The organism is Lentibacillus sp. CBA3610, from assembly GCF_013373365.1.
In the GTDB taxonomy this organism is placed as follows: Bacteria; Bacillota; Bacilli; order Bacillales; family Amphibacillaceae; genus Lentibacillus.
Genome location: NZ_CP035925.1, coordinates 2,717,605 through 2,741,008, shown reverse-complemented (window position 1 = coordinate 2,741,008; position 23,404 = coordinate 2,717,605). Strand labels below are relative to the sequence as shown.

Below are 23,404 nucleotides of genomic sequence, written 5' to 3'. Positions count from 1 at the left end.
AAATTCAATGGGGGGACAATTTTCACCATCAATTTACATCATCAGCAGGCGAACGAAAGCAATCATGACAAAGGACTCCGCTTATTATCGTTCACGGATTTCAGAAATTGCACAGGACCGGCACTCTGTTCACAGCCCTGAGCAGATTATCGATCATACATGCTTGCTATACGGCTCAACACTGGAAGGGAGGCGTGAATCAGTTAAAGACCTGCTGAAATTAAACAGCAAAGTACCAATTCCGGTTATACCTGATAAAGGCGTCTACATGCTGCCAACCTCCTCTTCCAAAAATAAAGATAATGTATGGCTCTCTTTTTATCAGATTGATTACTTTGAACAGCGCGATGACAGGACATATGTTGTATTTCATGATGGCACCGGACTCTATGTTAACACTTCCGAAGCAACATTTGATATGCAATATAAACGGACAAGTCAACTCATAGCCAAGCTGAACCGATCACTTTTCTTTGGAAACCGGCCATTCTTATCGACCCGTTTTTAAGGACTAGTTTTCCTGGACCACAAATTGAATTTTCCTTGCTTTCATGGCTCAGCACATGTAGAATGGAAAAATGACTGACTGGTTAGTATGAGTTGCAGCTGACAGAACGACTTATGACTGAGCAGGTAATGAACATGAAACCAGGTGTTAAAATGAATCCGAAAAAAATACAATTAATCGAAGCCGGTATGAAATTATTTGCCGAAAAAGGCTACCATATGACGTCGGTTGAAGAGATTGCAGGCGGGGCGGGCGTTTCCAAAGGCGCGTTCTATTTGCATTTTCATTCCAAAAAAGACTTCATCACGACAGCGTTCCACTACTATTACCAGGAAATCACCAACCGGATTGAAAACGTCCAAAAGGAGAATTTGGCCCCACGCGATCGTTTTGCCAAACAAATTGAAGTCGTGACGAACTATATTTATCAGTATAAAGATTTTCTCACGATGCATCTTCATCAAAACATTTCAATCAGGGAAAATACCGATGCACTCATTCAGCAAATGAACGCACAAAATTTTCACTGGCTAAGGCAAAATATAAATAACATCTATGGGGAACAAATGGCAGCTTATTATCAGGATATGATTATTCAGCTGGAAGGTTTGATGAATGGCTATTTCAAATGGATCATTATCGATGGCATTAACATTGACCGAAACCAATTGGGCGCTTATATCGTACGAAGAATGGATGATATCGCCAGCGGGCTCTTTGAACGACAGGAAGCCCCATTGGTTACGGCCGACCATATCCCCAAAGTGTATCAGACTGAGATGTCCGTATCGAACATCTTAATAGCCATGAAAAACAAAATTGCCGCAATGGGACTAGCGGAAGATAAGGTGAATGAACTGGATGAAGTCATTGGAATCATGTTAACTGAAACAGCAAAAGAGCACCCGCAAAAGGCAATCATTCAGGGGCTCTTGGTTCATTTTCAGCGAATACCGGAACTTGAACAGGAATGTAAGGAATTAGCACGCCTTTTACATATGGACTTGCTTGATTAACAAAACGAAAAAGAGGAGTTACAGCCATGCGAAAACTAGTTTTAAGTTTAGCAGCAATAATGCTGATTGGCATTCTTGCTGCATGTAATCAGGACGAAGATGAAAATGAGGAACAAGAGGAGCACCCAACAGCGGTTGAAACGACGGAAGCAACAACAGGGGATTTGGCCATTGAAAAATCAATTTATGGCCGCACAGAGCCGGATAGCACGACACCTGTTACGGTACAGTCCCCCGGGGAAGTTACCGAATTGGAAGTGGAAAACGGCGACATGGTGGAAGAGGATGACCATCTGGCCACCATCCAAACAACTGCCGGAAACCAAAACATCTATGCGCAGACAGCGGGTGAAATTGCTAATTTAACCGTAGAAGAGGGTGGCATGGCTTCCAATGAAGAGCCGCTCATGGTGATTGCTGATTTTGACTCGATGACTGTCAATATGACCGTCGCCGCTGAAACCCTTGATTTAATCGAAACGGGCGATACATACCCTGTTATGATTGATGAACAGGAGTATGAAGCGGAGATCATGTCTGTCAGCACTATGCCTGATGATACAGGACTTTATCCGATTGAGGCGACGGTGGAAAACGCTGAAGACACTATTTTGTCCGGAATGGTCGCGGTTATGAATGTACCGGAAAATCGGGTGGAAGATTCGATTATCCTCCCGACAGAAGCGGTTGTTTCTGAAAGCGGGGAGTCATTTGTTTACGTTGTGGAAGACAATCAGGCCGTACAAAAAAATGTAACCATTCAGGAGAGCCAATCGCAGGAAACAGCTGTCGAAGGTGACATCCAAGAGGGCGATCAGGTTGTCGTTAATGGACTCCTGACCTTGTCTGACGGCATGACCGTCGACGTGGCCCAGGAGGAGGATAATTCTTGAAACTCGTAAAAACATCTGTTAAACGGCCTGTTGGCGTCATCATGATCGTCCTGGCGATTATTGCGTTAGGGACGGTCTCATTACGTAACCTTAATATTGATTTATTTCCGGAGATTGATCTGCCGATTGCGGTAGTCGCAACATCTTATGGAGATGCAGCACCAGAGGACGTCGAAAATCAGATCAGCCGGCCGATCGAGTCATCGGTCAGCTCGGTGGAGGGGATTGATACCGTTCAGTCCCAATCACAATCAGGCTCCTCGCTTGTGATGATGATGTTCAATAACGATACGAATCTCGATCAGGCACTGCTTGATGTACGTGAAAATATCGATCAAGTGAAAGGCGCACTGCCTGATGGGGCTGGTGACCCAAGCGTTTTAAGATTTAACCCGGATCAAATGCCGCTCATGTGGGTCGGCCTGACCGGGGATGATGCAGAAAAACTGACACAAGTTGCTGAAGACCAAATTGTACCGTTTTTTGAACGCCAGAACGGTGTGGCATCGGTTACTGTTGAAGGGGCACAGGAACGGGAAATTCGGATTGTCCTGGATCAGGCTAAAATGCAGCAATATGGCGTGACAGCCCAAACGATTACGCAGTCGCTGAACAGTTTGAATCAGTCGGCATCGGTTGGCGTCGTTGAAAAAGGCAACCAGGACCTGCAGCTGCGGGTAACCGGCGAGTTTGAATCCATCGATGATATAGAAGAAACGCTTGTCGAGACCCAAACAGGCGAAACAGTCCACGTCGATGAATTGGGGGACGTTCAGGACACACACAAAGAATCCTCAGGCGAAACACGCGTGAACGGTGATCAGGCTGTTGTCTTGTCAATCATGAAAAAAACTGACGCCAATACCGTTGAAGTAGCCGACAACATTAATGCGAGTATGAATGACATTAAAGATGATCTGCCATCAGGTCTCAGCACAAATGTCATTATTGATACGTCCGACTATATTAATATGTCGATCAATTCGGTTGTGCAAAATATCCTGATCGGTGCTGCAATTTCGTTCCTGATTTTACTGTTATTCCTGAAAAGCGTCCGGGCAACGATTGTTATTGGCTTGTCCATCCCGATCGCCATTATTTCGACGTTTACGCTTATGTATTTTACCGGGGAAACGCTGAACGTGCTGACATTGGGCGGTCTGGCTCTTGGCCTTGGGATGATGGTCGACAGCTCGATAGTGATATTAGAACATATCTATACGTACAGGCAGCGGGGCTATTCCTTAGTTGAATCCGCCATTAAAGGGGCATCTGAACTGGCACCGGCTGTAATTGCCTCAACGACAACAACACTGGTCGTGTTTTTACCAATGATATTTGTCGACGGCATAGCGGCCGATATGTTTACACCACTTGCATTAACCGTATCATTCGCGTTGATTGCATCCTTGGTTGCAGCGGTGACCCTTGTGCCAATGCTGTCATCCAAACTGTTGGCCAAAGCCACAGAAGACAGCGGCAAACGATACTGGTTCAATCGTTTCCTTGATCGCGTCAACAATGGTTATCGCGCTGTGCTCAAGTGGGTCCTGGGGCACCGGAAAACAACCGTCTTTGGAACCATCGCCATCATTGCAGGAAGCCTGGCGTTAATTCCGATGATTGGTGCATCCTTTATTCCATCATCTGACCAGGGACAGCTTCAGGTGAATGTGGAAACACAACCAGGCAGTTCACTGGAGCATACGCAGCGTGTGGCAGAAGATGTGAATGAAAAACTGACGGCCTATGAAGATGTGATGGAAACCAACTACATGAATGTTGGCGGTGACGGAATGGGCTCCGGCAACCAGGCCACCTATATGATGCAGCTGATTCCGGCAACAGAACGTTCGCAGACGACAAATGATGTGGTTGAGTCGATGACGGAAGATCTTGAGTCCGTTCCGGGAGCGGATATATCCGTGATGGCAACAGACAGTGCTGCCGGCATGGGAAATCCGGTTCAGATCAGTCTGAACGGTCCGGAGCATGAAGTCCTTCGCGAGCTGGCAGATGAAGTGGTTGATGCCATCTCCGGGGTTGAAGGCGTGCATAATGCATCCTCATCAGCTGAAGATGGCGCACCACAAATGCATATCCAGGTTGATTCCGAACAAGCTGCCATGTATGGCCTGACCGAGCAGCAGGTAACAAGTCAGATTCAGCTGCAGTTCACCGGTCAGACTGCTGCCCAGTACCGTGAAGATGGCACTGAAATGGATATCACCTTAATGTATCCTGAGGACGAACGGAGCACCATCAATGATTTGGAAGATGTGACTATCCAATCCGAAAGCGGAGCGGCTGTCCCAATCACATCACTGGCAACGTTAGAGGAAGTACAAGGACCTGTGACATTACAGCGTGAGAATCAGCAGCCACAATTAAATGTGACATCCGAAATTATCGGCCGTGATTTGGGAAGTGTAACAGCTGATATAAGGGATAGATTGGACAATATGAGCATGCCTGAAGGATACGATTATCAGATCGGCGGTCAGGCAGAAGATATGGCCAGTTCATTTGCGGACTTGTCGATTGCGCTGGTATTCTCCATCTTCCTTGTATACGCCGTCATGGCAGTCCAATTTGAAAACTTCCTGTTCCCGTTCATTATCATGTTCTCACTGCCTGCAACGGTTGTAGGTGTATTACTCGGGCTGTTTGTGACAGGATTGCCGCTCAGCATCCCGGCCTTTATCGGGATCATCATGCTGGCAGGGATAGTGGTTAACAACTCAATCGTGCTGGTTGACTATATCAATATCCTGCGGCGTGATGAATATGGCAGAAGCCGCTATGATGCCATTCTTGAGGCAGGCACCAATCGTATGCGTCCGATTTTGATGACAACATTGACAACAATCCTGGCGATGGTGCCATTAGGACTCGCACTCGGTGAAGGCGCCGAAATGCAGCAGCCATTAGCTGTAACGATCATATTCGGCCTGACCATCTCGAGTATCTTCACCCTGCTCCTGATTCCGGTCGTGTACACATTATTTGATGATTTGACCGGGAAATTTAAGCGGCGGAAAAAAGCATAATTATGGTCAATGAGAACTCCTTGCTCTGCAGGGAGTTTTTGTTTTTATGGTGTTTGTGGCGTGGTAGTGAGGTTGATGCAGTGGTGTGATGGCGCGGCACGCCCGGCAGAAGTTTCGATTCGCGCCGGGATTGGGCCATTTCGCACGACAGAGGCAGGATTTCGCGCGCCAACCAGTGCAAATCGCGCGACAGAGGCACTGTTCGCGCGGCGACCAGTCCAGATCGCGCGACGGGGGTACGATTTCGCGCGTCAACTTCCCTAAATCGCACGACAGTTACCAATTCATGTGAGAAAAATCATCAGATCGGTCATGATATTTTTCTCGATGCTGTTGATTTTCAGCAGATACTGAAAATATTTCAATAAATTGCACAACTCTTACAGAAAATATGCTATATTTATATTATCTCCAAAAACTAAATAAAGGAGTATTTTATGAAGATTAGAAACCGACCTAAACCTCTCCCGCTCCAAAAGCTCGATGCAGCAATTCCCAGACTATCTCCGCAATTCCCGAAACTGCCTGAGATGAACAGAGACGCTAAAAAACAAGGAAGTGGCTACTCAGGGGAAACTAAGGTTGATTATCACCTCGAAACATTAGCCAGTCGATATACAATTCTTGATGATGTTTATCTCCACACCAATGGTAAAAACTTTCAAATTGATTCTGCTGTGGTAACAAATCATGGTATTTTCATTGTCGATACCAAAAATTATAATGGCACAATCACATTTGATACAATCCTCAACCAGCTTACCCGCAGTGATGGCGGGATTGAATCGGGCTATGAGTATCCTATCACCCAAGTGGAAAATCATAAATTCCTGCTTCAAAACTGGCTCCAACAACGAAATCTTTCACACATTCCAATTTATTACTTTGTCGCTATAGCCGATCCCGCAACCATCATACAGGTTAATGGCAACAAGGAAGAAATAGCTAACATTGTGGCACATGCTGCGCGTATTCCCAAAATGATTATGGACAAGGATCAAGAATTTGCTCAGGCCGGGAAAACCAAACTGAAGAATTATCAAATAGGGAATGCGATTCTGCGTGAATGTGGTACTTTTGATATTGACATTGTACGGAAATATGGCATTACGCGTAATGATTTACTTCCGGGAGTCTTTTGCCCTGCATGTGGATTTCGTGGTATGAAACGATTGCATGGAGGCTGGATTTGCAGAAAATGCAGGCATAAAAGTTACAACGCACACTGGAGAGACCTTGATAATTACTTATTGCTGTTCGGATCCATTACAAATACGGAATGTATGTGGTTGCTTGGTTTAACATCCCGATATACGGCTACAAGAATTCTGCAAAAAAGTGGATTGATTTATCTAAAAGAGCATAAATGCTGGATTAGAAAAAAAGGAATTTATTAAGTTGATTTTCGGCGTCTGCCGAAAAACCTCAACTAGAACTGACCTGGAAGTACCGCAGCGCCGTAACATTCTGGAGCGCGCGACAACCAGCACAAATCGCGCGGCGGGTGCATGATTTCGCGCGGCGTCCAGCTCGAATCACGCGGCGGAGGTACGATTTCGCGCAGCAACACCCTAATTTCACGCGGTACACTACCAAACGATTCATCATATTTTAAAATAATCTTATGTATGAATTAGTTCTCACCCCAAAAAATATGCTATGATAAACCGAGCATTTAAGAATGGAGGCAAAGCAATGGCATTGTCCCGAATTATGAAGTGGCTAACCGGCGGATGTGAAGCATTTCTCGGGTTTCCAATTATTGGCGGGTCGTTTATCCTCAGCACCACATGGGGCGCCTTGTTCGTCATGTTTATCCTGCATCTGGTCACGTTAATCGTCGCGCGCAATGCAAAGGGCAGTATCACTGGGAGCATACTGGGAATGATCACATCGTTTATTGGTATCATTCCGTTTATTGGCATGACCATGCACATTATTACCGCTATTGTACTATTAATCGATGCAGGAAAAAATGAAAGATGAGTCTACATTTTCTTTGTCTTCTTTGGGGTAGTATTTAAAATTATGTCGAAATATATACAGAGTTAAATAGTAATGATACGATATACTCATGTTTTTGTAATATTTTTAATGAAGGTGTAAATTTGTCACCATCTCGTATTTTGAAATGGGTAACTGGTGGATTCGAAGCATTTTTGGGGATCCCAGCGATCGGAGGGGCTTTCATTGTAGGCCTTTATTGGACGCCGCTTGTAATAATGTTAATTTTACATATTATCACACTCGTGATGACGAAAAAAGATGGCGGAGCGACGACAGGAAGTATTCTGGGAATCGTAACTTCTTGTATTGGATGGATTCCGGTAGTGGGCATGATTATGCATATTCCTTCAGCGATATTCCTAATGCTCAATGCCGCAGCAAAGGATAATAAGGATGAAGGTAAGACGGTAACAACTGCATAGTATTAATCATTGGATATTTCGGCAATCATATTATATTGAATTGAAAAGAAGAAACAAAAAGCGGCATGTTTTTAATGAGGCATGCCACTTTTTAGTTTGCAACACGACTACCATGAAATCACGCGGCGAGCAGTGCAATCGCGCGCCGATGCCCAATTTCGCCAAAAACCGCATGAAATCGCACGCCGAGCAGCTCAAAATCGCGCAACCGATGCTTCAATTTCGCGCGACGGGGGCACGATTTCGCGCGGCGAGCAGTGCAATCGCGCGCCGATGCCCCAATTTCGCGCAACAACCGCATGAAATCGCACAGCAACCGCATAATTTCGCGCGACGCCCAGCTCAAATCGCGCGACGGATGCATAATTTCGCGCGACAATCAGCTCAAATCGCGCAACGGATGCACGATTTCGCGCGACAAAGCCTCAATTTCGCTCACCAACCGCATGACGATTTCGTTCAGTGCCACCCTTCTCAAGTCCTAATTCAAATCTTCTCATACAAAATCGTTTGAGCGATGCCTATGAAATACTCTGATTCGTCGATAATGTGGTCGATAACGACTTTTGCCGTTTGATTACCTGAAACAGCAGAACTGTCGTCTTTGACCTGTCTGCAAAACTGGATAAAAGCTTCCGACTCTTGCAGACAGAATGAAACGAGTTCAAGCACTTGCTGCTGCAATGTTGCTGTGATGTTATTTTTGCTCCTGATGACCGACTCCATGAATCGTTTAACATGCTGGTGGCTTGCATCAAGCTCACTCTCCCAGCGATTCAGAGCATCAACATACTCCTGTTCCAAATTCGTTACCAGCTCCCGCATAACAACTGTATGCTCGGCTTCCTGCTGCTTCCAGAATTCCGCTTCATCCAGTACCCGCAGCGGCATTTGACTGCCATAGTAAAATTGCATTTACCGGCCCTCCTGACTTGTGTAAAAATATATACCAATAATACTTATGCATATGCTCGCTTGTTCATGCCTGAATTTGCTGCCCGGCAAAACCAGATCGAAAAAGTTTCATGAGATCTTAAACCAGGCACCAACTAACGATCAGGAGGGATTAATTTGCCCTCCACACCATAATTCCGCTATAATTTAAACAACAACAGCACCGTTCGACATCCAGCATTTCCAAGGAGACAGACCATGTTTAATGTTACCAATTTGGCGATTGCTTTTTTTATCGCCCTCATTTCGACATTCTTATTAACATATCCTGTCAAAAAAATGGCCATCAAATTAAAGGCAGTTGATCTTCCGAATTACCGGAAAATACATAAGAAAGTGACACCCAGATTAGGTGGCCTCGCCATATTTGCGGGCGTTTTTTTGGGTGGGCTTTATTTGCACCCACAGCACGAACATCTTCCGGAAATCATTCTCGGCGCGATTGTCATCCTTATCACCGGCGCACTGGATGACCGTTATTCCATACGGCCTGTTATCAAACTGACCGGTCAGCTGATTGCCGCGTCATTTCTCATTTCATCCGGACTGATTATCGAAAGGGTCACACTCCCGATTATCGGTATGGTGGATCTTGGATTTGCGAGTGTGCTCATTACGGTGCTTTGGATCGTCGGCATCACCAACGCAATCAATCTGATCGACGGACTGGACGGGCTGGCAACAGGGGTCACGACGATTGCGCTCTCGAGTATGTTTGTTATGGCGATTATCGATGGTCAAGTGTTGGCGGCATATTTATGCATCGTCCTGATTGGCGCGAACCTTGGCTTTTTGTACCATAATTTTTACCCGGCCAAAATTTATATGGGCGACACCGGATCGAATTTTCTCGGATACATGATTGCGGTGGTATCGATTGTTGGGCTATTCAAAAATATTGCCTTGTTCAGTTTTATCATCCCAGTCATCGTGCTGGCGGTGCCGATTTTTGATACACTCTTTGCCATCGTCCGCCGCGCCTATAATAAAGAGCCAATCATGATGCCGGACAACAAGCATGTGCACTATCAGCTGATCAGAGCCGGTTTCAGCCATCGGAAAACAGTGCTGATCATCTATGCCTTCAGTACCCTGTTTGGTGTGATGGCCATTCTATTTTCATATGCCAGCTTATCAACAGCCATCATCACCACGTTTCTTGTTCTGTTTCTGTTGCACATATTTGCTGAGCTCGGCGGACTCGTTATGGGCGGGAAAAGGCCTGTTCTGGATTCGGCTGGGAAAGTGTTCAGGAAGCGGAAGAGGGATCAGTAAGCAGTGATTGGCTGTTTACTTTTTTTATGTAGATGGATTTAATTATTTAGGTTATAATAGAAGTAAGGAATTAAGGATTTCAGAAAATAAGAAGGGAGATAATAAAATGGCTGTTTTTAAACCAAAGTCTGCCCGTCTAACATCAAAAGGACAAATTACTATCCCTAAAAGTGTCCGACAAGCACTTAATCTACAGGAAGGCGACCAAGTCATATTTGCAGAGGATGATGGCAAAATGATTGTGAAAAAAGGTGCTCTGGTTGCCTTTGATGAATTTGCAAATGTAATTGGTCAGGAGGCAAAAGACAAAGGAATTACAGAAGAAGAGGTACTTGAAGATTTGAAGCAAGTTCGGAGGGAGATGTGGAGTGAACGAAAGGGGAACTGAACTCAGGATTTTTGTTGATTCAAATGTACTTATTTCAGCCTTGCTTTCAGAAAAATCATTATGCAGACAAGTGATAAGAGTAATTATCCGAAATCACCACCTCATTTTGTGCACTCACTCATTACAAGAAATCACTCGTGTTTTAAAAAAGAAGTTCCCTGGTAAAATAGCTGAATGGGATAATATGTTAGCAAGCCTTGATTTTGAATTAGCATACACCCCAGAGGATACCTCCTTATTTGATGTACCATATATTCGAGACGCTGAAGACCTTCCTATTTAATTTCTGCTATACATGCTAAACCAGATATGCTAGTGACAGGTGACAAAGATTTTTATACGGAGGAAATTCAAGAGTATTTATATGTTTGTACACCTGCTGATTTTCTCCGTAACGATATATAAGAACAGACCCGAGATGGAACGATCACTAACGTTAACCATCAATCCCCCTGTGTCGCAACCGATAATAAATATCAGCCGGGATCCATCTGTTACCAAAGCCTCGTACATACATCACATCAGATTCCTTTTTAAAAATTATACGAAGATCAGCCTTTTGTCCCTGGGTGCGTTTACTTTGAAAGTGATAGGATTGCCAGTCTGTATAATGATGAGCAAGCTGTGAGGTGTTAACACTATTTTTAATGATGAGATCAAACGCCTTGATCACATTTTGCATAGCCATATCAAATTCAATCGGATTCTGGTACACGTAAGCCATTAGGAAAATGTCATCAGCAAGTGCTTCCGGATCCATTTGCAATCCTTTTACACGAGACACCTCGCCAATCCATTCAATGAGTACATCATTCGTTATCTTCATTGATTAAACCCTGTAAATAGTCCGACCGTTTTAAAAGACTATCTTTTGCCTTTCCAGCCAGATCATCACCTTCTGTCCAGTCATCCATATGTTGACGTTCGGCCAATATTGTTGACACTTGCGCTGCATCCAATTCTTTTTCCAAAGCGTCAATATAATCCATTACTCCAACATACGCATCTTTGGTCATTAAAACACCAGCTGTTTTGTTGCGGTCAAGTACCTGCATCGCGTCCATTTTTTGAAGTGTTTTTTTCCAGTCAGTTGATCTGCTTAACTGGGTAACACTAATATAACCGTCAACCTGAAAGCCACCGCGGATCTTTTCGACAGTTTGCAGCATATCATTTGGCATGTTGTGAATGCCTCCTTTACTTTTCAAATTCCTCACCTCTATTTTATCATATAATGTATCTCAATACACATTTATATGTGATTTTATTGTGTTTTATGTAGTGTATTTTAACCGAAAAATACAAATTTCAAACACAACTTTTAGATATATTTTAAAACATGGTTTAGGAGGGGATTTTCGGCAGCAGCCGAAAATTTCTATTAAGCGAGGTCACGCGTGCGACAGACTCTGAAATAACATGACAGCGACTCGAAAATTGACTGCCATACCTTGCTGCAAACACAGAGGATTTCACGAAATTTGCCTAAAACCAGCTAAAATTCCACTTGACAATCACTCCAAGACTAAAATATTCCGCATTCATCCCCAACATCGTGCATTTACTAAATCACATAAATTTTGCGGAAAAAACCATACTTTGATATAAAAGAGAGGTATGACATAATGACATTTCATTCAGCCGGGTGAATTTCCGGTACTATCACTGAATGTTACTTGAACAGAACCGGACCTTTACGGGGAGTTTTCCGCCGTGCTTTGGCGGTTATTGCCGTTAGGAAAAAAGAGATCAAAAAAGGAGACCAAGCATGGAAGAACGAACGACGCTGACGAGATCATTGAAGCCACACTGGGTCTGGGCGATTGCACTGGGTTCCTCGATTGGCTGGGGAGCATTTGTGCAGCCGACGACCTGGATGTCCACAGCGGGCCCGTTAGGTGTTATTCTTGGGTTTGTCATTGGCGCATTGCTGATGATGCTGATCGCTGTGAGCTATGGATTTCTCATCAAAAGTTTTCCGGTATCAGGCGGAGAGTTCGCTTATTCGTATATTAGTCTGGGGCGCACACACGCGTTCATCAGCGGGTGGTTTTTAACGCTTGGCTACTTATGTATTGTCGCGTTGAACGCATCCGCATTTGCATTAATGATTAAATTTGTTTTCCCGGCAGTGCTTGAAAACATGCACATGTACACGATTGCCGGGTGGGATGTTTATTTTACGGAGGTCATTATAGCTTCGGTTTTATTGGGGATATTTGGTTATTTTAACGTGAAAGGCTCCAGTTTTTCCGGGCGCATGCAATTTGTGTTTTGTTCCGTCATGATTCTGGGCGTCTTTGCCATCACCTTCATGGTCGGTGCACAACCTGGGGCGGGTCTTTCAAATGTCGCGCCATTGTTCCCGACAGATACAACCGCGTTCGCAGCCGTCATTTCAATTGTTGCGATTGCACCGTGGGCATATGTCGGATTCGATAATATCCCACAGGCAGCGGAGGAATTTCGGTTTTCATCCAGAAAAGCCTTTATATTAATCATACTGGCGATTGCCTTTGCTGCGCTGCTTTATAGCATGATGATTTTGGCCACATCCATGATTGAACCATGGCAGACACTTGTTGCCCAGGAAGAAACGTGGGGAACAGGAGCAGCGGTTCAAGGACTGCTCGGAAACATGGGTCTCGTCATTCTGGTTACCGCACTCACCATGGGCATTTTCACTGGCTTAAACGGGTTTACCATTTCATCAAGCCGCCTGTTGTTTGCCATGTCCCGTGCGAAATTTATTCCAAAGGCTTTTTCAAACTTGCATCCAAAATATAAAACACCATACGTTGGCATTATTTTTACCGTTGTCGTGTCAATGTTGGCTCCATGGTTCGGACGTCAGGCATTGACATGGGTGGTCGATATGTCATCCGTCGGTGTGACGATAGCTTATTTTTATACATGTTTTACTGCCTTCACATTATTTAAATGGTCCAAGGATAAAAACTTCAATCCGAAAAAACATGTGGTCGCACGAGGAAAGAAAACACTCGCGGCACTCGGTATGCTGGCAGGAGTTACATTCCTCGGGCTATTGCTTATTCCGGGATCACCAGCCGCACTGGGGATTGAATCATTTATCGCCCTGATCGTGTGGATCGTATTGGGTGCTGTTTTCTATTTCGCAAACCGGAAAGAATTGAAGCAGATACCAAAAGAAGAGCTGAATTACCTGATCTTAGGCAATAAGAAAATTGAAGCGAAGAATCGGGGATAGATGTAGTCATACAACCAAAAAGGCAGCGGTCCGGTCACGGGGGGGCGCTGCCTTTTTGATTTGCATTTGGGAGTCGGAATTGTGGTAATGAGTGAGAGGAGCACACAAGCGTGTGAGCCTCTCTGTAAAACGTGCGAGGTCCATTCCAAAACGTGCGAGGCAAGCTCAAATCGCGCGAGAAAGTCACCAAATTCGATCGAGAGCAGTATTAAACCTATTGACAGCGTCACAGAATCGATCGGCGCAGCACGAAATCAATCAAAACGTGCGGCAGCCATCCTCGAAAAGTGCGAGGAAGACCTCAATATTGTGGTGAAACCCAATAAAAGTTTCCAATCTTCCATACTGTTGATTTTCGGCAGCGGCCGAAAATCTTTTAATGGAACAAATATAGACCAAATGGCACGCCTGGCTGAATTGTCAATTCGCGCGACATCAACAAATTATCGCGCGATGATGCTCTAATTTCGCGCGACAACTACATGATTTCGCGCAGCACCTCTCCAATTTCGCGCAATTCCCTGCCTAATTCGCGCGATGAGCATACCAAAACGTGCGAGACCCACGCCAAATCGTGCAACAACCATCGCAAACCGTGCGGCAGTCATCCTCCCAGCGTCACGGCCCGGCCGCCCATTGAATGCCAGTTACGCTCAAAAAGTTCCCGGTCATAGAATTCCGCTTTCCCGGTGTCAGGGTCATGTGCCAAGACATCATCACCATCAACCCCCACCAGAACGACAGCATGTTCATTCTCATACCAATCAATCACGTCGCCATCACTATCAGTCCATGTTTTACCGTAATAGGTTTCCCGCTGCTCCAGCGTCGTCCAGGCCATGACTGGTTTTCCGGAGCGAACAATAGCCAGGAGCGACTCAAATGACTCTCCTGTCAAATCAGTACCGGAACTGGACATGAACATCTCGACTGTTTCCAGTATCGGTCCTTCAAATACACCATAACTGCCATCATCCGAGTCGGTATACGGATCACCGACAAACATTTTATTCGGGTGGGCGCCTTTCCATTCACCATCCGCCTGATGAACTTTATCACCTTTAGGCAAAGTATCCGCCACATCAAATTTGCTTACCGGCTCACCACGGCCCCAACTCAGCAGCATTGCCAGCGATGTCGCTTCACACCCGGTAGGCAGGTCCGGGTATTGATAATAGGCAGGTATACCGTTGATTTTCATCTTCTGCTGTGGCGCCAATACTCTTTTGCTTCCGGCGATGAAAAAAACTGTGAATAGAGCAAAACCGATTAATAGCTTTTTTACCAAATCTCTCACTCCTTGTTATAGAATTCGTGCCCATATTTCTGTGCAGCGGCCCATAATTCCGGTTACACGCCCATGTTTTGGTGCATCGGCTCATAATTTTAGTTTCGCGCCCATGTTTCTGTGCACCGGCCCATAATTCTGGTTACACGCCCATGTTTGTGCATCGGGCCATAATTCCGGTTTTGCGCCCATATTTCTGTGCACCGGCCCATAATTCCGGTTTTGCGCCCATATTTCTGTGCATCGGCCCATAATTCCGGTTTTGCGCCCATATTTCGGCTCACCGGCCCATAATTCCGATTACGCGCCCATATTCTTGGCGCATCGGCCCATAATTTTAATTATGCGCCCATGTTTCGTTGCACCGGCCCATAATTCCGATTACGCGCCCATATTTTTGGCACACCGGCCCATAATTCCAATTACACGTCCATGTTCCGCAGTACGAGCCCATAATTCCGAATTCACGCCCATGTCACACAGAAAATTATTCAGATCCACAGGCTCAATATATCATAATTCCCAGCAAATTAATAAAACCCGTCAGAATTCGCCACACATTTACAATTTGGCAAAATTTTTATATGATGAAGGCAATCCATATTTTGGAGGTGAATTATGCGTCATACCAAATTGAGAAGTTTTGTAATCGCTGGAAACGTAATCGGTGTAATAGCAATTGTTTCTATTATTTTATTTTATGAGATGAAAGCACCTCCTACAATCCATCAACCTATGGAAACTGAGGCTAAGGATTCAGACGTGAAAACTGCACGTGCTCAGCCTGATGCTGATATAATGGCACGGCAAAAAAGCGAGGCCGACATATTTCCATTAAATACGGACCAGGACGAAACAGATGAGGATGATTCAGGGGAGGATGAAGAAGTAAGGACAGAAGAATTGACTGAAGAAGCATCAACGGAAGAAGCGCTAGATACCACAACAGAAGGACAATCTGCAACAAATACTCAGAATTCTTCCGCAACCTATAACAGCGGAGGTTCTTCAGGCAGCACAGACCAAACATCCAAGGAGATGGAGTCAGAAAACACATCCAATGGCGGTGGAAACAGCGGTGGATCTCCTGGTGGCGAAAAAGATGGAGAATCACCAACTTCTGATGATAAGTCTTTAGAGAAAGAGACTGATAATGGAGACCCTGATGAAAAGTCAACTGATTCTGATGAAGATGAAACTCAAGAAGAAGAGAAAGAAGAGGAAAAAGATGGAGATTCCTCGGGTGATGACGGGGAACCTGAAGACGATGGCCCTAAAGATAATAGTAAGAAAGAGGCTGAACCAAGCGAAGAAGAAAAGCAAGAGAACCAATAACACCAAACAACCCCTTACGAACAACCTGGCCACAACACCAGGTTGTTTTTTCCCCACACAAAAATACTGTCGATTGATTACCGATAAGCCCAGTGATAAACTTATAATGATATAATTAAACAGAATTTGACAAGTGTGTGATCAAAGGAGATAACAAATATGAAAGTCAAAAAAGCCATTATACCTGCAGCGGGGCTTGGCACCAGGTTTTTGCCGGCAACGAAGGCACAGCCAAAAGAGATGCTGCCGATTGTCGATAAGCCAACCATTCAATATATTGTCGAAGAAGCGGTAGACTCAGGGATTGAAGATATCATTATCATTTCAGGCCGAGGCAAACGTGCGATTGAGGATCACTTTGATATATCCTATGAACTTGAAGAAAAGCTGGCCAAAAAAGGCAAGCAAGAACAGCTGGAAATCGTTCAGTCCATTTCAAATCTCGCAAATATCCATTACATCAGGCAAAAGGAGCCTAAAGGGCTTGGGCATGCGATCGCCTGTGCCAGCAGTTTTGTTGGGGATGAACCATTTGCCGTCCTTTTAGGTGACGATATTGTAGAAGCGGACGAGCCATGTCTAAAGCAGCTTATCAATGTCTATGAACAACACCAGCAGTCGGTTGTCGGGGTCCACAGCGTCCCGGAAGAAGAGGTTTCAAAATACGGGGTTGTTCAGCCCGGCGATCAGAATAACGGTTCAAATGTCAGAGCAATCCACTCACTCGTGGAAAAACCGCCCAAGGAAGACGCGCCTTCCAATTTGGCGGTTATGGGGCGGTATATTTTGAATCCATCCATTTTTGACATATTGGATAAGCAGGAACCTGGAAAAGGCGACGAAATCCAGCTCACAGATGCGATTGAAACACTCAACGAACAGGAACAGGTTTTAGCATATGATTTCGCAGGTGAACGCTATGATATCGGTGATAAACTAGGGTTTGTCCAGGCAACGATTGATTTTGCTTTAAAGCGGGAAGATTTGCATTCAGATATTAAAGCTTATATGGAAAAAACACTCGAAAACCTTAATAAAAATTAGAACGATTCAAGGAAGTTGGCGTGTTATTGCCAACTTCTTTTTGAAACGTTAAGAAAGTATATCATTTCAGGTGACGTTTTTAATCTTGAAATCAGCTAATTCGTTGATTTCTTCAAGTCTGATTTCCGGCCTTTGACTTCCGGAAAGACGCGTTCAGCCTGGAGTTTTTCTTATGGAAGATCCTTTCTCGGCACGAACGCTCCCGAATGCTGTCAAAACCGCCACCCCCTAATATCTAAATCCGCCACTATTTTGACAATTTATTAATTGCCAATGCTATGGTATAATGCCTTGAGATTAATAGAGAGATTGACCTGTTCAGGGGAAGGCTGAGTACAGTGAAAAAGGTAAAAGTCATATTTTTCATATACCAAATGGGTGCCGGTGGAGCAGCCAGAACAATGCTAAACATCATCAACAATTTAGACAGAGCAAAATTTGAACCTGTACTTGTCACATTGAATTATAATGGAAGTTATGAAGACGATTTAAAATCAGATATAACATTTATTAAACTCGACACGAAACGATTGCGTTCAGCCATCTTTCCTTTAGCTAAAGTGATCAGGAATGAACAGGCGGATATCGTGTTCAGCACGATTCCCAATTACAATACAATAGCTATTCTGGCCAATTTATTGTCATTTACGCGTGCCAAAAATGTCGTCCGGGAAGCGGCTTATTTGGGCGGCACTTTGTCTGAGGACTTGAAATTACGCACCTATGGAATGCTATATCGATTTGCAAGCAAAGTCATAGCCTTGTCCAAAGGTGTGAAAGAAAATGTCGTCAGCCGCTACAAAGTAAAACCGGAAAAAGTTCACGTGATTTATAACCCGGTTGATGTGGAAGGCATCCGGAACCAGATTCAAAATGGCCAAATCGCTCCTGAGCATCAGGACATTTTTAATGATCATGCGAAAGTGATTATTACGGCCGGCAGACTGGTCAGTGATAAGGATCATCAAACATTAATTGAGGCATTTGCGGACGTCAACAAACAAGTGTATGCGAAGTTAGTCATTCTCGGCGAGGGTGAACTGGAAGCTGAATTGAAAGCAAAAGCAGAAGCGCTCGGTGTTGGCGATAGCGTTCATTTCCTCGGTTTTCAGCGCAATCCTTATATTTATTTCGAACACGCCGATGTGTTTGTATTGTCATCAGTCCGTGAAGGGTTCGGACATGTATTGGCTGAAGCACTGGCAACAGGAACCCCGATTGTGTCCACCAACTGTCGGCCCGGTGCAGCAGAAGTGTTGAACGACGGGGAATTTGGCGTGATGTGTGAAGTGGGAAACGCTCAGGATATGGCAGCGAAACTATACGAAACACTGACGATGGATAACGAAGAATTGGCATATATGATCGATAAGGGCAAAAAACGCGCGAATGAATTTGCTGCGACTATAATCGCCGGGCAGTACGGTGAAACATTCATCGAAACAATTGATCAGCGCGGGCAGGAGTTGAAAAAGCGTGAGTAATCAAAAACGTGTCGTGCATTTGACGACCGTTCACCATCCGTATGATCCAAGGATTTATCATAAGGAATGCACATCGCTGAAAAATGCCGGCTATGATGTGACATTGATTGCACGGGAAGCGGAAAATGGTGCGGCAAAAGATAATCCAATCAGACATATCCCTGTCAAAACTTATAACAGCAGGCTGAAACGTATGCTGTTCGGTACACTGGATGCCTATAAGAAGGCAAAAGCGCTGGATGCCGATGTTTATCATTTCCATGATCCCGAACTGCTGCCTGTCGGATGGCTGCTGAAAAAGAAACAAAATCATGTCTTCTATGATATTCATGAAGATTATATCACCAGCATTATGCAGAAAGATTATCTCAATAAACCCGTTAGAAAATTAACAGCTGCTGCGTATAAATATATGGAGAAGTTTTTTTCCCGGAAGATGGAGCTGTGTCTGGCGGAGAAATATTATAAAGACATTTACCCGGGGGGATACTGTATACTGAATTATCCAACAGTTAATCAAACGTTTGTTGAACACGACCGGAATCATGAACCATTGGAAGATAAACTGTTGTATACTGGGAATGTATCGTACGTGCGGGGAGCACAGATTCATGCAAAGATCCCGCTCATTCATGATGAGGTTTCCGTCCATCTTGTCGGAAAATGCCCTGGTGATCTGGCGGAAGAAATGTATGCTATTGCCGGTGACGAAAAGGACAGGCTTGAGCTGGAAGGGGTTGACCGGTTTATTGAGAAAGAAGCTATCGAAGCACGCTATCTCAGCCGCAATTGGCTGGCCGGAATTGCCTTGTTCCCGCCAACGGAACATTATAAGAAAAAAGAACTCACGAAGTTTTTTGAGTATATGAATGCCGGACTGCCGGTTCTGTGCTCCAATTTCCCGGTCTGGAAAGAATTCGTGGGAAACGTATGAATGCGGGCTGGCGGTAGATCCTTATGATGAAACCCAAATCAAAGAAGCGATCGATTATTTACGCAACAACCCCGATGAAGCCAAGCGCATGGGGGAAAACGGCAAAGCGGCCGTCATGGATAAATTGAATTGGCATACAGAGGAAGCGAAACTGGTCGCCTGGTATGACCAATTGACCGCTGAGAACTGAACAGGTGATGATATGGAACGTAAACAGTCTAATCAGGAGCAGAACCCGCTCATTTCCGTTATAACACCTGCTTATAATGCAGAGGAATTTATTATGGAAACGATGGATTCGGTGATCGCTCAAACGTATTCCAATTGGGAAATGATGATCGTGGATGACTGTTCATCAGACAGGACGGTCAGCTGCGTGAAACATTATGAACAGCAGGATGAACGCATTAAGCTGATCGAACTTGAGGAAAACAGCGGATCGGCTATTGCCCGCAATACTGCAATGGAGCGAGCACGCGGGCGTTATATTGCTTTTCTGGACAGTGATGATCTCTGGTTTCCGGAAAAGCTTGAAAAACAATTACAGTTTATGCAATCATATGATGTTGGTTTTTCGTTTACAAAATATGTACGAATCGAGCAGGACGGTACATTGACAAATACAGTGTCAAAAGCGCCCGCGTCTGTAGGCTATACGGATTTGCTGAAACACTGTGTCATTGGCTGTCTGACGGTAATGGTTGACCGTGAAAAGATCGGCCATCTCAAGATGGTCAATATCCGGACAAGGCAGGATTATGCTTATTGGCTGGCCATTACGAAAAAAGGTTTCCGCGCATATGGATTGCCGGAAGTTTTGGCGAAATACAGATCAGTCGAAAACTCGATTTCCAGCAATAAATTAAAGGCTGCCAAGCGCCAGTGGTATGTTTACAGACAAATCGAGAATCACAACATCCTGAAAAGTTTGTGGTATTTTGTCCATTATGCAGCCAAAGGCATACAAAATCTGATTAAATTCAAAATGTCGGCTCGTAATAGCTAAAGTGCGTGTTCAAAAAGGAGGATAAAAAGGACCGAAAAGTTCGAGGCGGCGAAGCTTTGAGCAGCGGAGTGTATGCATTTAGATACACGAGCAGCGGAAAAGCAAGCCAACGAAGAAATTGAAGTGTCATTTACCGGACTTTTTGAACAACCTCTTAATTGTAAGAATCAGGCGGTGTCATTAATAATTATGAAAACATATTTGCAGGAAATACTAAGACGAAAAGATTTATTATTTTATTTAGTGAAGTCCGGGCTGAAAGCAGAGCACCGCAATAGCTATCTGGGCTATTTCTGGTGGCTGCTTGACCCGTTATTGAACGTTCTCGTGTATTACTTTTTAGTGGTGATTATATTGGGAAGAGGCGACGATGTCCCGAATTATCCACTTTTCCTTGTCATCGGTCTTGTTGTCTGGCGCTGGATCAGTTCAGCTGTTAATTCATCAGCGAAATCCATTTTGCGCTACAGTTCGATTATCAATCAGGTCTATTTACCGAAATCAATCTTCCCATTATCATTTACGATTTCACAGATGTTTAATTTTTTATTCGGGTTGATCGTTATCGCTATATTTTTGGCAATCTTCGGTGTCATGCCGGAGTGGCATATTGTTTATCTTCCGCTGCTTATATTGATTACGATGCTCTTTCTTATGGCAGTCGGCTTTGTGCTGGCCTATGTCACCGTATTCGTCCGGGATATTGACAATATCCTGACGTATGTGACGCGGATATTTTTCTATGCGTCCCCGATCATCTGGGTGGGTGGACGGCTGCCGCCTGAATATAGCTTTTTTGTGGATATTAACCCGATTGCGATTATCGTAACGGCATATCGGGACATTCTGATGAATCACCAGACGCCTGACTTTATCAGTTTGGGGATCATAACGGTGATTTCGATTGTCGTAGGTGCCATCACCCTGTATCACTACAGCAAGAACGAGCACAAAATCATTAAAGCTTTGTAGAATTCATGTTACACGACAAAGAAGGTTTTAATTATGGCAGACCAAAATAATTCGACAACTGAAGAAAAAGTAATCAAAGCGAAGAATATCGGTGTGTATTTTCAATCCGGGAAACAGCAGGATGACTACAAATCAAAGGTATTCCGCTTTTTCAAAAACCGCGGCCGAGTGGAAAGGCCAAAAGAAGTATGGCCATTAAAGGATATAAACTTCGAAGGCTTGCAAGGTGAAATTCTCGGGATTATCGGTTCCAATGGGGCAGGGAAGACAACGCTCAGTAAAATCATTACCGGTATCCTGCGTCACGACCAGGGGGACATGAAGGTCGACGGCAAAGTGACCGCCCTGTTCTCATTCGGTATGGGTTTCAATAAAGAGCTGACCGGCCGGGAGAACGTTTATCTGAACGGCATGATGCTCGGGATCGATAAGGCATTAATCAATCAATACATTGACGAGATACACGCATTTTCCGATCTTGGTGAGTTCATGGATCAGCCGATGAAGTATTACTCGAGCGGGATGAAAGCACGACTTGGCTTCAGTGTGGCGGCACACCTTGAACCGGAAATTTTAATCCTTGATGAAGCGCTGAATACCGGTGATGCCCAGTTTAGTCAAAAGGCAGCTCTGAAAATGAAAGAGCTTGTCAAACGTGCCAAAATGGTGATCATTGTTACACACAGTCTTCCCTATGCCCAGCGGAATTGTGACCGGCTGATCTGGGTGGATGGCGGTGTCATCCGTGAAGATGGTGATCCGAAAGAAGTCGTTGCCAACTATAAAGCGACAATGCCACCACGCCCGCCACGAAAAAAACGTCTGCTGCAGCTTGATAAAACGGAAACAAACGTACAAGACAGCACCGTGGTGAAAGCGGAGAATGTCGGTGTTTCCTTCCAGCTGAAAAACAAAGGGGAATTCTGGGCACTCCGCAATATGGATTTTGAAATCAAGGCTGGGGAAGTTGTCGGGATTATCGGCCATAACGGCGCCGGCAAAAGTACGCTATGTAAAGTGCTGACGAAAATTTACCAGCCTGATGAGGGCCAGATCGAACTGAATGGCGAAACATCGGCTCTCTTAGGTTATGGTACCGGCTTTAATCCGCAGCTTACCGGCAGCGACAATGTTTATTTGAATGCGATGCTGCTTGGCATCCCGAAAAAACGTGTTGATGAAAAATATGATGAGATTGTTGAATTTTCCGGAATAAAAGGGGCCATTGATAAGCCGGTAAAAGAATATTCAAGCGGTATGAAATCGCGCCTGGGCTTCAGCATCGCGGCAACACTCAAGCCGGATATCTTTATCATTGATGAAGCCCTCTCAACCGGTGATTTGGAATTTCAGGAAAAGGCAAGCGAACGGATTCAGGATATGATTGAAGGTGCCAAAGCAGTGATTATCGTGTCACACAATATGAATTTTGTTGAAAAAGTATGCACACGTGCGCTTTGGATGGAGCAAGGCCAGGTCCGCTTTGATGGGACTGCAGAAGAAGCTGTCACCAAGTATCGTGAGTCATTGGGATTAAGCAGCCAAAATAAAGCCGGCAAAAAGGCAAACCGGCAAAAAGTGAACAGATAGTGCATGAAT

26 protein-coding genes are annotated in these 23,404 nt (G+C 44.6%); 20 read left to right on the top strand and 6 right to left on the bottom strand.

Annotated features, from left to right (window positions below; translation table 11 throughout):
- The first annotated feature begins 7 nt into the window (after positions 1 to 7).
- The 7 genes from Len3610_RS13420 (at position 8) to Len3610_RS13390 (ending at position 7,896) form a co-directional block, all read left to right on the top strand.
- Positions 8 to 508, top strand: coding sequence for a competence protein ComK (locus Len3610_RS13420; protein WP_176448404.1), 501 nt, complete (start codon positions 8 to 10; stop codon positions 506 to 508).
- Positions 509 to 642: 134 nt separating this feature from the next.
- On the top strand, positions 643 to 1,524 hold the full coding sequence (locus Len3610_RS13415; protein ID WP_176448403.1) for a TetR/AcrR family transcriptional regulator: 882 nt from the start codon (positions 643 to 645) through the stop codon (positions 1,522 to 1,524).
- A gap of 26 nt (positions 1,525 to 1,550) precedes the next feature.
- Entirely contained in the window at positions 1,551 to 2,417 is an 867-nt protein-coding gene (locus Len3610_RS13410) for an efflux RND transporter periplasmic adaptor subunit (RefSeq protein ID WP_176448402.1), read from the top strand.
- The gene (locus Len3610_RS13405) at positions 2,414 to 5,467 is read left to right on the top strand and encodes an efflux RND transporter permease subunit (RefSeq protein WP_176448401.1); all 3,054 of its coding nucleotides are present in this window, start codon (positions 2,414 to 2,416) and stop codon (positions 5,465 to 5,467) included. Before Len3610_RS13410 ends, Len3610_RS13405 begins: the two co-directional genes overlap by 4 nt.
- Before the next feature lie 437 nt (positions 5,468 to 5,904).
- Positions 5,905 to 6,864, top strand: a complete 960-nt coding sequence (locus Len3610_RS13400) for an NERD domain-containing protein (RefSeq protein ID WP_176448400.1) — start codon at positions 5,905 to 5,907, stop codon at positions 6,862 to 6,864.
- Between the two features lie 298 nt (positions 6,865 to 7,162).
- On the top strand, positions 7,163 to 7,453 hold the full coding sequence (locus tag Len3610_RS13395; protein ID WP_176448399.1) for a hypothetical protein: 291 nt from the start codon (positions 7,163 to 7,165) through the stop codon (positions 7,451 to 7,453).
- 122 nt (positions 7,454 to 7,575) lie between these two features.
- Complete coding sequence (locus tag Len3610_RS13390) at positions 7,576 to 7,896, top strand: hypothetical protein (RefSeq protein ID WP_176448398.1); 321 nt, start codon at positions 7,576 to 7,578, stop codon at positions 7,894 to 7,896.
- A 118-nt stretch (positions 7,897 to 8,014) separates the two neighbouring features.
- Here Len3610_RS13390 and Len3610_RS13385 read toward each other — a convergent pair whose 3' ends face one another.
- Positions 8,015 to 8,275: a hypothetical protein gene (locus Len3610_RS13385; RefSeq protein ID WP_176448397.1), complete on the bottom strand. Its 261-nt coding sequence runs from the start codon at positions 8,273 to 8,275 to the stop codon at positions 8,015 to 8,017.
- A 107-nt stretch (positions 8,276 to 8,382) separates the two neighbouring features.
- Positions 8,383 to 8,811 (bottom strand): DUF2935 domain-containing protein, encoded by a 429-nt coding sequence (locus Len3610_RS13380; RefSeq protein WP_176448396.1) that lies wholly within the window; start codon positions 8,809 to 8,811, stop codon positions 8,383 to 8,385.
- A 237-nt stretch (positions 8,812 to 9,048) separates the two neighbouring features.
- On the opposite strand from Len3610_RS13380, the gene Len3610_RS13375 reads away from it, so the two are divergent.
- From Len3610_RS13375 to Len3610_RS13365, 3 genes are read left to right on the top strand one after another with little or no spacing between them, the layout of a single operon-like run.
- Positions 9,049 to 10,125: a glycosyltransferase family 4 protein gene (locus Len3610_RS13375; protein ID WP_176448395.1), complete on the top strand. Its 1,077-nt coding sequence runs from the start codon at positions 9,049 to 9,051 to the stop codon at positions 10,123 to 10,125.
- Between the two features lie 7 nt (positions 10,126 to 10,132).
- Positions 10,133 to 10,513 carry an AbrB/MazE/SpoVT family DNA-binding domain-containing protein gene (locus tag Len3610_RS13370; protein WP_255259621.1) on the top strand — a complete coding sequence of 127 codons (381 nt, stop codon included), beginning with the start codon at positions 10,133 to 10,135 and terminating at the stop codon, positions 10,511 to 10,513.
- Complete coding sequence (locus tag Len3610_RS13365; RefSeq protein WP_217994029.1) at positions 10,494 to 10,796, top strand: PIN domain-containing protein; 303 nt, start codon at positions 10,494 to 10,496, stop codon at positions 10,794 to 10,796. The genes Len3610_RS13370 and Len3610_RS13365 overlap by 20 nt, the downstream gene beginning before the upstream one ends.
- Positions 10,797 to 10,949: 153 nt before the next feature.
- On the opposite strand, the gene Len3610_RS13360 is transcribed toward Len3610_RS13365, so the two are convergent.
- Together Len3610_RS13360 and Len3610_RS13355 are read right to left on the bottom strand one after the other, a co-directional pair.
- Positions 10,950 to 11,339 carry a hypothetical protein gene (locus tag Len3610_RS13360; protein ID WP_176448394.1) on the bottom strand — a complete coding sequence of 130 codons (390 nt, stop codon included), beginning with the start codon at positions 11,337 to 11,339 and terminating at the stop codon, positions 10,950 to 10,952.
- On the bottom strand, positions 11,323 to 11,694 hold the full coding sequence (locus tag Len3610_RS13355; RefSeq protein ID WP_176448393.1) for a hypothetical protein: 372 nt from the start codon (positions 11,692 to 11,694) through the stop codon (positions 11,323 to 11,325). Before Len3610_RS13355 ends, Len3610_RS13360 begins: the two co-directional genes overlap by 17 nt.
- A gap of 587 nt (positions 11,695 to 12,281) precedes the next feature.
- Between Len3610_RS13355 and Len3610_RS13350 the strand changes: the two genes are divergently transcribed.
- Together Len3610_RS13350 and Len3610_RS13345 are read left to right on the top strand one after the other, a co-directional pair.
- On the top strand, positions 12,282 to 13,742 hold the full coding sequence (locus Len3610_RS13350; RefSeq protein ID WP_176448392.1) for an APC family permease: 1,461 nt from the start codon (positions 12,282 to 12,284) through the stop codon (positions 13,740 to 13,742).
- Positions 13,743 to 13,823: 81 nt separating this feature from the next.
- Positions 13,824 to 14,207: a hypothetical protein gene (locus tag Len3610_RS13345; protein WP_176448391.1), complete on the top strand. Its 384-nt coding sequence runs from the start codon at positions 13,824 to 13,826 to the stop codon at positions 14,205 to 14,207.
- Here Len3610_RS13345 and Len3610_RS13340 read toward each other — a convergent pair.
- Positions 14,204 to 14,350, bottom strand: coding sequence for a hypothetical protein (locus Len3610_RS13340; RefSeq protein ID WP_176448390.1), 147 nt, complete (start codon positions 14,348 to 14,350; stop codon positions 14,204 to 14,206). The two genes, Len3610_RS13345 and Len3610_RS13340, sit on opposite strands and share 4 nt — an antisense overlap.
- Positions 14,347 to 15,030 carry a C39 family peptidase gene (locus Len3610_RS13335; RefSeq protein WP_255259620.1) on the bottom strand — a complete coding sequence of 228 codons (684 nt, stop codon included), beginning with the start codon at positions 15,028 to 15,030 and terminating at the stop codon, positions 14,347 to 14,349. The genes Len3610_RS13340 and Len3610_RS13335 overlap by 4 nt, the downstream gene beginning before the upstream one ends.
- Before the next feature lie 618 nt (positions 15,031 to 15,648).
- On the opposite strand from Len3610_RS13335, the gene Len3610_RS13330 reads away from it, so the two are divergent.
- The 8 genes from Len3610_RS13330 (at position 15,649) to Len3610_RS13300 (ending at position 23,395) form a co-directional block, all read left to right on the top strand.
- Positions 15,649 to 16,365: a hypothetical protein gene (locus tag Len3610_RS13330; protein WP_176448389.1), complete on the top strand. Its 717-nt coding sequence runs from the start codon at positions 15,649 to 15,651 to the stop codon at positions 16,363 to 16,365.
- 159 nt (positions 16,366 to 16,524) lie between these two features.
- The gene (galU, locus tag Len3610_RS13325; RefSeq protein WP_176448388.1) at positions 16,525 to 17,409 is read left to right on the top strand and encodes a UTP--glucose-1-phosphate uridylyltransferase GalU; all 885 of its coding nucleotides are present in this window, start codon (positions 16,525 to 16,527) and stop codon (positions 17,407 to 17,409) included.
- A 338-nt stretch (positions 17,410 to 17,747) separates the two neighbouring features.
- The gene (locus Len3610_RS13320; protein ID WP_176448387.1) at positions 17,748 to 18,893 is read left to right on the top strand and encodes a glycosyltransferase; all 1,146 of its coding nucleotides are present in this window, start codon (positions 17,748 to 17,750) and stop codon (positions 18,891 to 18,893) included.
- Complete coding sequence (locus Len3610_RS13315; RefSeq protein WP_369693580.1) at positions 18,886 to 19,827, top strand: glycosyltransferase; 942 nt, start codon at positions 18,886 to 18,888, stop codon at positions 19,825 to 19,827. The genes Len3610_RS13320 and Len3610_RS13315 overlap by 8 nt, the downstream gene beginning before the upstream one ends.
- A complete protein-coding gene (locus tag Len3610_RS21875; protein ID WP_369693704.1) occupies positions 19,763 to 20,017 on the top strand; it encodes a glycosyltransferase in 255 nt (84 codons plus the stop codon). Before Len3610_RS13315 ends, Len3610_RS21875 begins: the two co-directional genes overlap by 65 nt.
- 12 nt (positions 20,018 to 20,029) lie before the next feature.
- Positions 20,030 to 20,833: a glycosyltransferase family 2 protein gene (locus Len3610_RS13310; protein ID WP_176448386.1), complete on the top strand. Its 804-nt coding sequence runs from the start codon at positions 20,030 to 20,032 to the stop codon at positions 20,831 to 20,833.
- A gap of 189 nt (positions 20,834 to 21,022) precedes the next feature.
- Complete coding sequence (locus Len3610_RS13305; RefSeq protein WP_176449678.1) at positions 21,023 to 21,805, top strand: ABC transporter permease; 783 nt, start codon at positions 21,023 to 21,025, stop codon at positions 21,803 to 21,805.
- 33 nt (positions 21,806 to 21,838) lie between these two features.
- Complete coding sequence (locus Len3610_RS13300) at positions 21,839 to 23,395, top strand: ABC transporter ATP-binding protein (protein ID WP_176448385.1); 1,557 nt, start codon at positions 21,839 to 21,841, stop codon at positions 23,393 to 23,395.
- Positions 23,396 to 23,404 lie beyond the last annotated feature (9 nt).

Excerpts from the sequence above, each read along its gene's own strand:
- Len3610_RS13305 (WP_176449678.1), top strand. The coding sequence starts at position 21,023 with ATGAAAACATATTTGCAGGAAATACTAAGACGAAAAGATTTATTATTT.
- Len3610_RS13330 (WP_176448389.1), top strand. The coding sequence starts at position 15,649 with ATGCGTCATACCAAATTGAGAAGTTTTGTAATCGCTGGAAACGTAATC.
- Len3610_RS13410 (WP_176448402.1), top strand. The coding sequence starts at position 1,551 with ATGCGAAAACTAGTTTTAAGTTTAGCAGCAATAATGCTGATTGGCATT.
- Len3610_RS13380 (WP_176448396.1), bottom strand. The coding sequence starts at position 8,811 with ATGCAATTTTACTATGGCAGTCAAATGCCGCTGCGGGTACTGGATGAA.
- Len3610_RS21875 (WP_369693704.1), top strand. The coding sequence starts at position 19,763 with ATGCCGGACTGCCGGTTCTGTGCTCCAATTTCCCGGTCTGGAAAGAAT.
- galU (WP_176448388.1), top strand. The coding sequence starts at position 16,525 with ATGAAAGTCAAAAAAGCCATTATACCTGCAGCGGGGCTTGGCACCAGG.
- Len3610_RS13340 (WP_176448390.1), bottom strand. The coding sequence starts at position 14,350 with ATGACTGCCGCACGGTTTGCGATGGTTGTTGCACGATTTGGCGTGGGT.
- Len3610_RS13415 (WP_176448403.1), top strand. The coding sequence starts at position 643 with ATGAAACCAGGTGTTAAAATGAATCCGAAAAAAATACAATTAATCGAA.
- Len3610_RS13310 (WP_176448386.1), top strand. The coding sequence starts at position 20,030 with ATGGAACGTAAACAGTCTAATCAGGAGCAGAACCCGCTCATTTCCGTT.
- Len3610_RS13350 (WP_176448392.1), top strand. The coding sequence starts at position 12,282 with ATGGAAGAACGAACGACGCTGACGAGATCATTGAAGCCACACTGGGTC.
- Len3610_RS13375 (WP_176448395.1), top strand. The coding sequence starts at position 9,049 with ATGTTTAATGTTACCAATTTGGCGATTGCTTTTTTTATCGCCCTCATT.
- Len3610_RS13300 (WP_176448385.1), top strand. The coding sequence starts at position 21,839 with ATGGCAGACCAAAATAATTCGACAACTGAAGAAAAAGTAATCAAAGCG.
- Len3610_RS13360 (WP_176448394.1), bottom strand. The coding sequence starts at position 11,339 with ATGAAGATAACGAATGATGTACTCATTGAATGGATTGGCGAGGTGTCT.
- Len3610_RS13400 (WP_176448400.1), top strand. The coding sequence starts at position 5,905 with ATGAAGATTAGAAACCGACCTAAACCTCTCCCGCTCCAAAAGCTCGAT.
- Len3610_RS13355 (WP_176448393.1), bottom strand. The coding sequence starts at position 11,694 with ATGCCAAATGATATGCTGCAAACTGTCGAAAAGATCCGCGGTGGCTTT.
- Len3610_RS13395 (WP_176448399.1), top strand. The coding sequence starts at position 7,163 with ATGGCATTGTCCCGAATTATGAAGTGGCTAACCGGCGGATGTGAAGCA.
- Len3610_RS13420 (WP_176448404.1), top strand. The coding sequence starts at position 8 with ATGGGGGGACAATTTTCACCATCAATTTACATCATCAGCAGGCGAACG.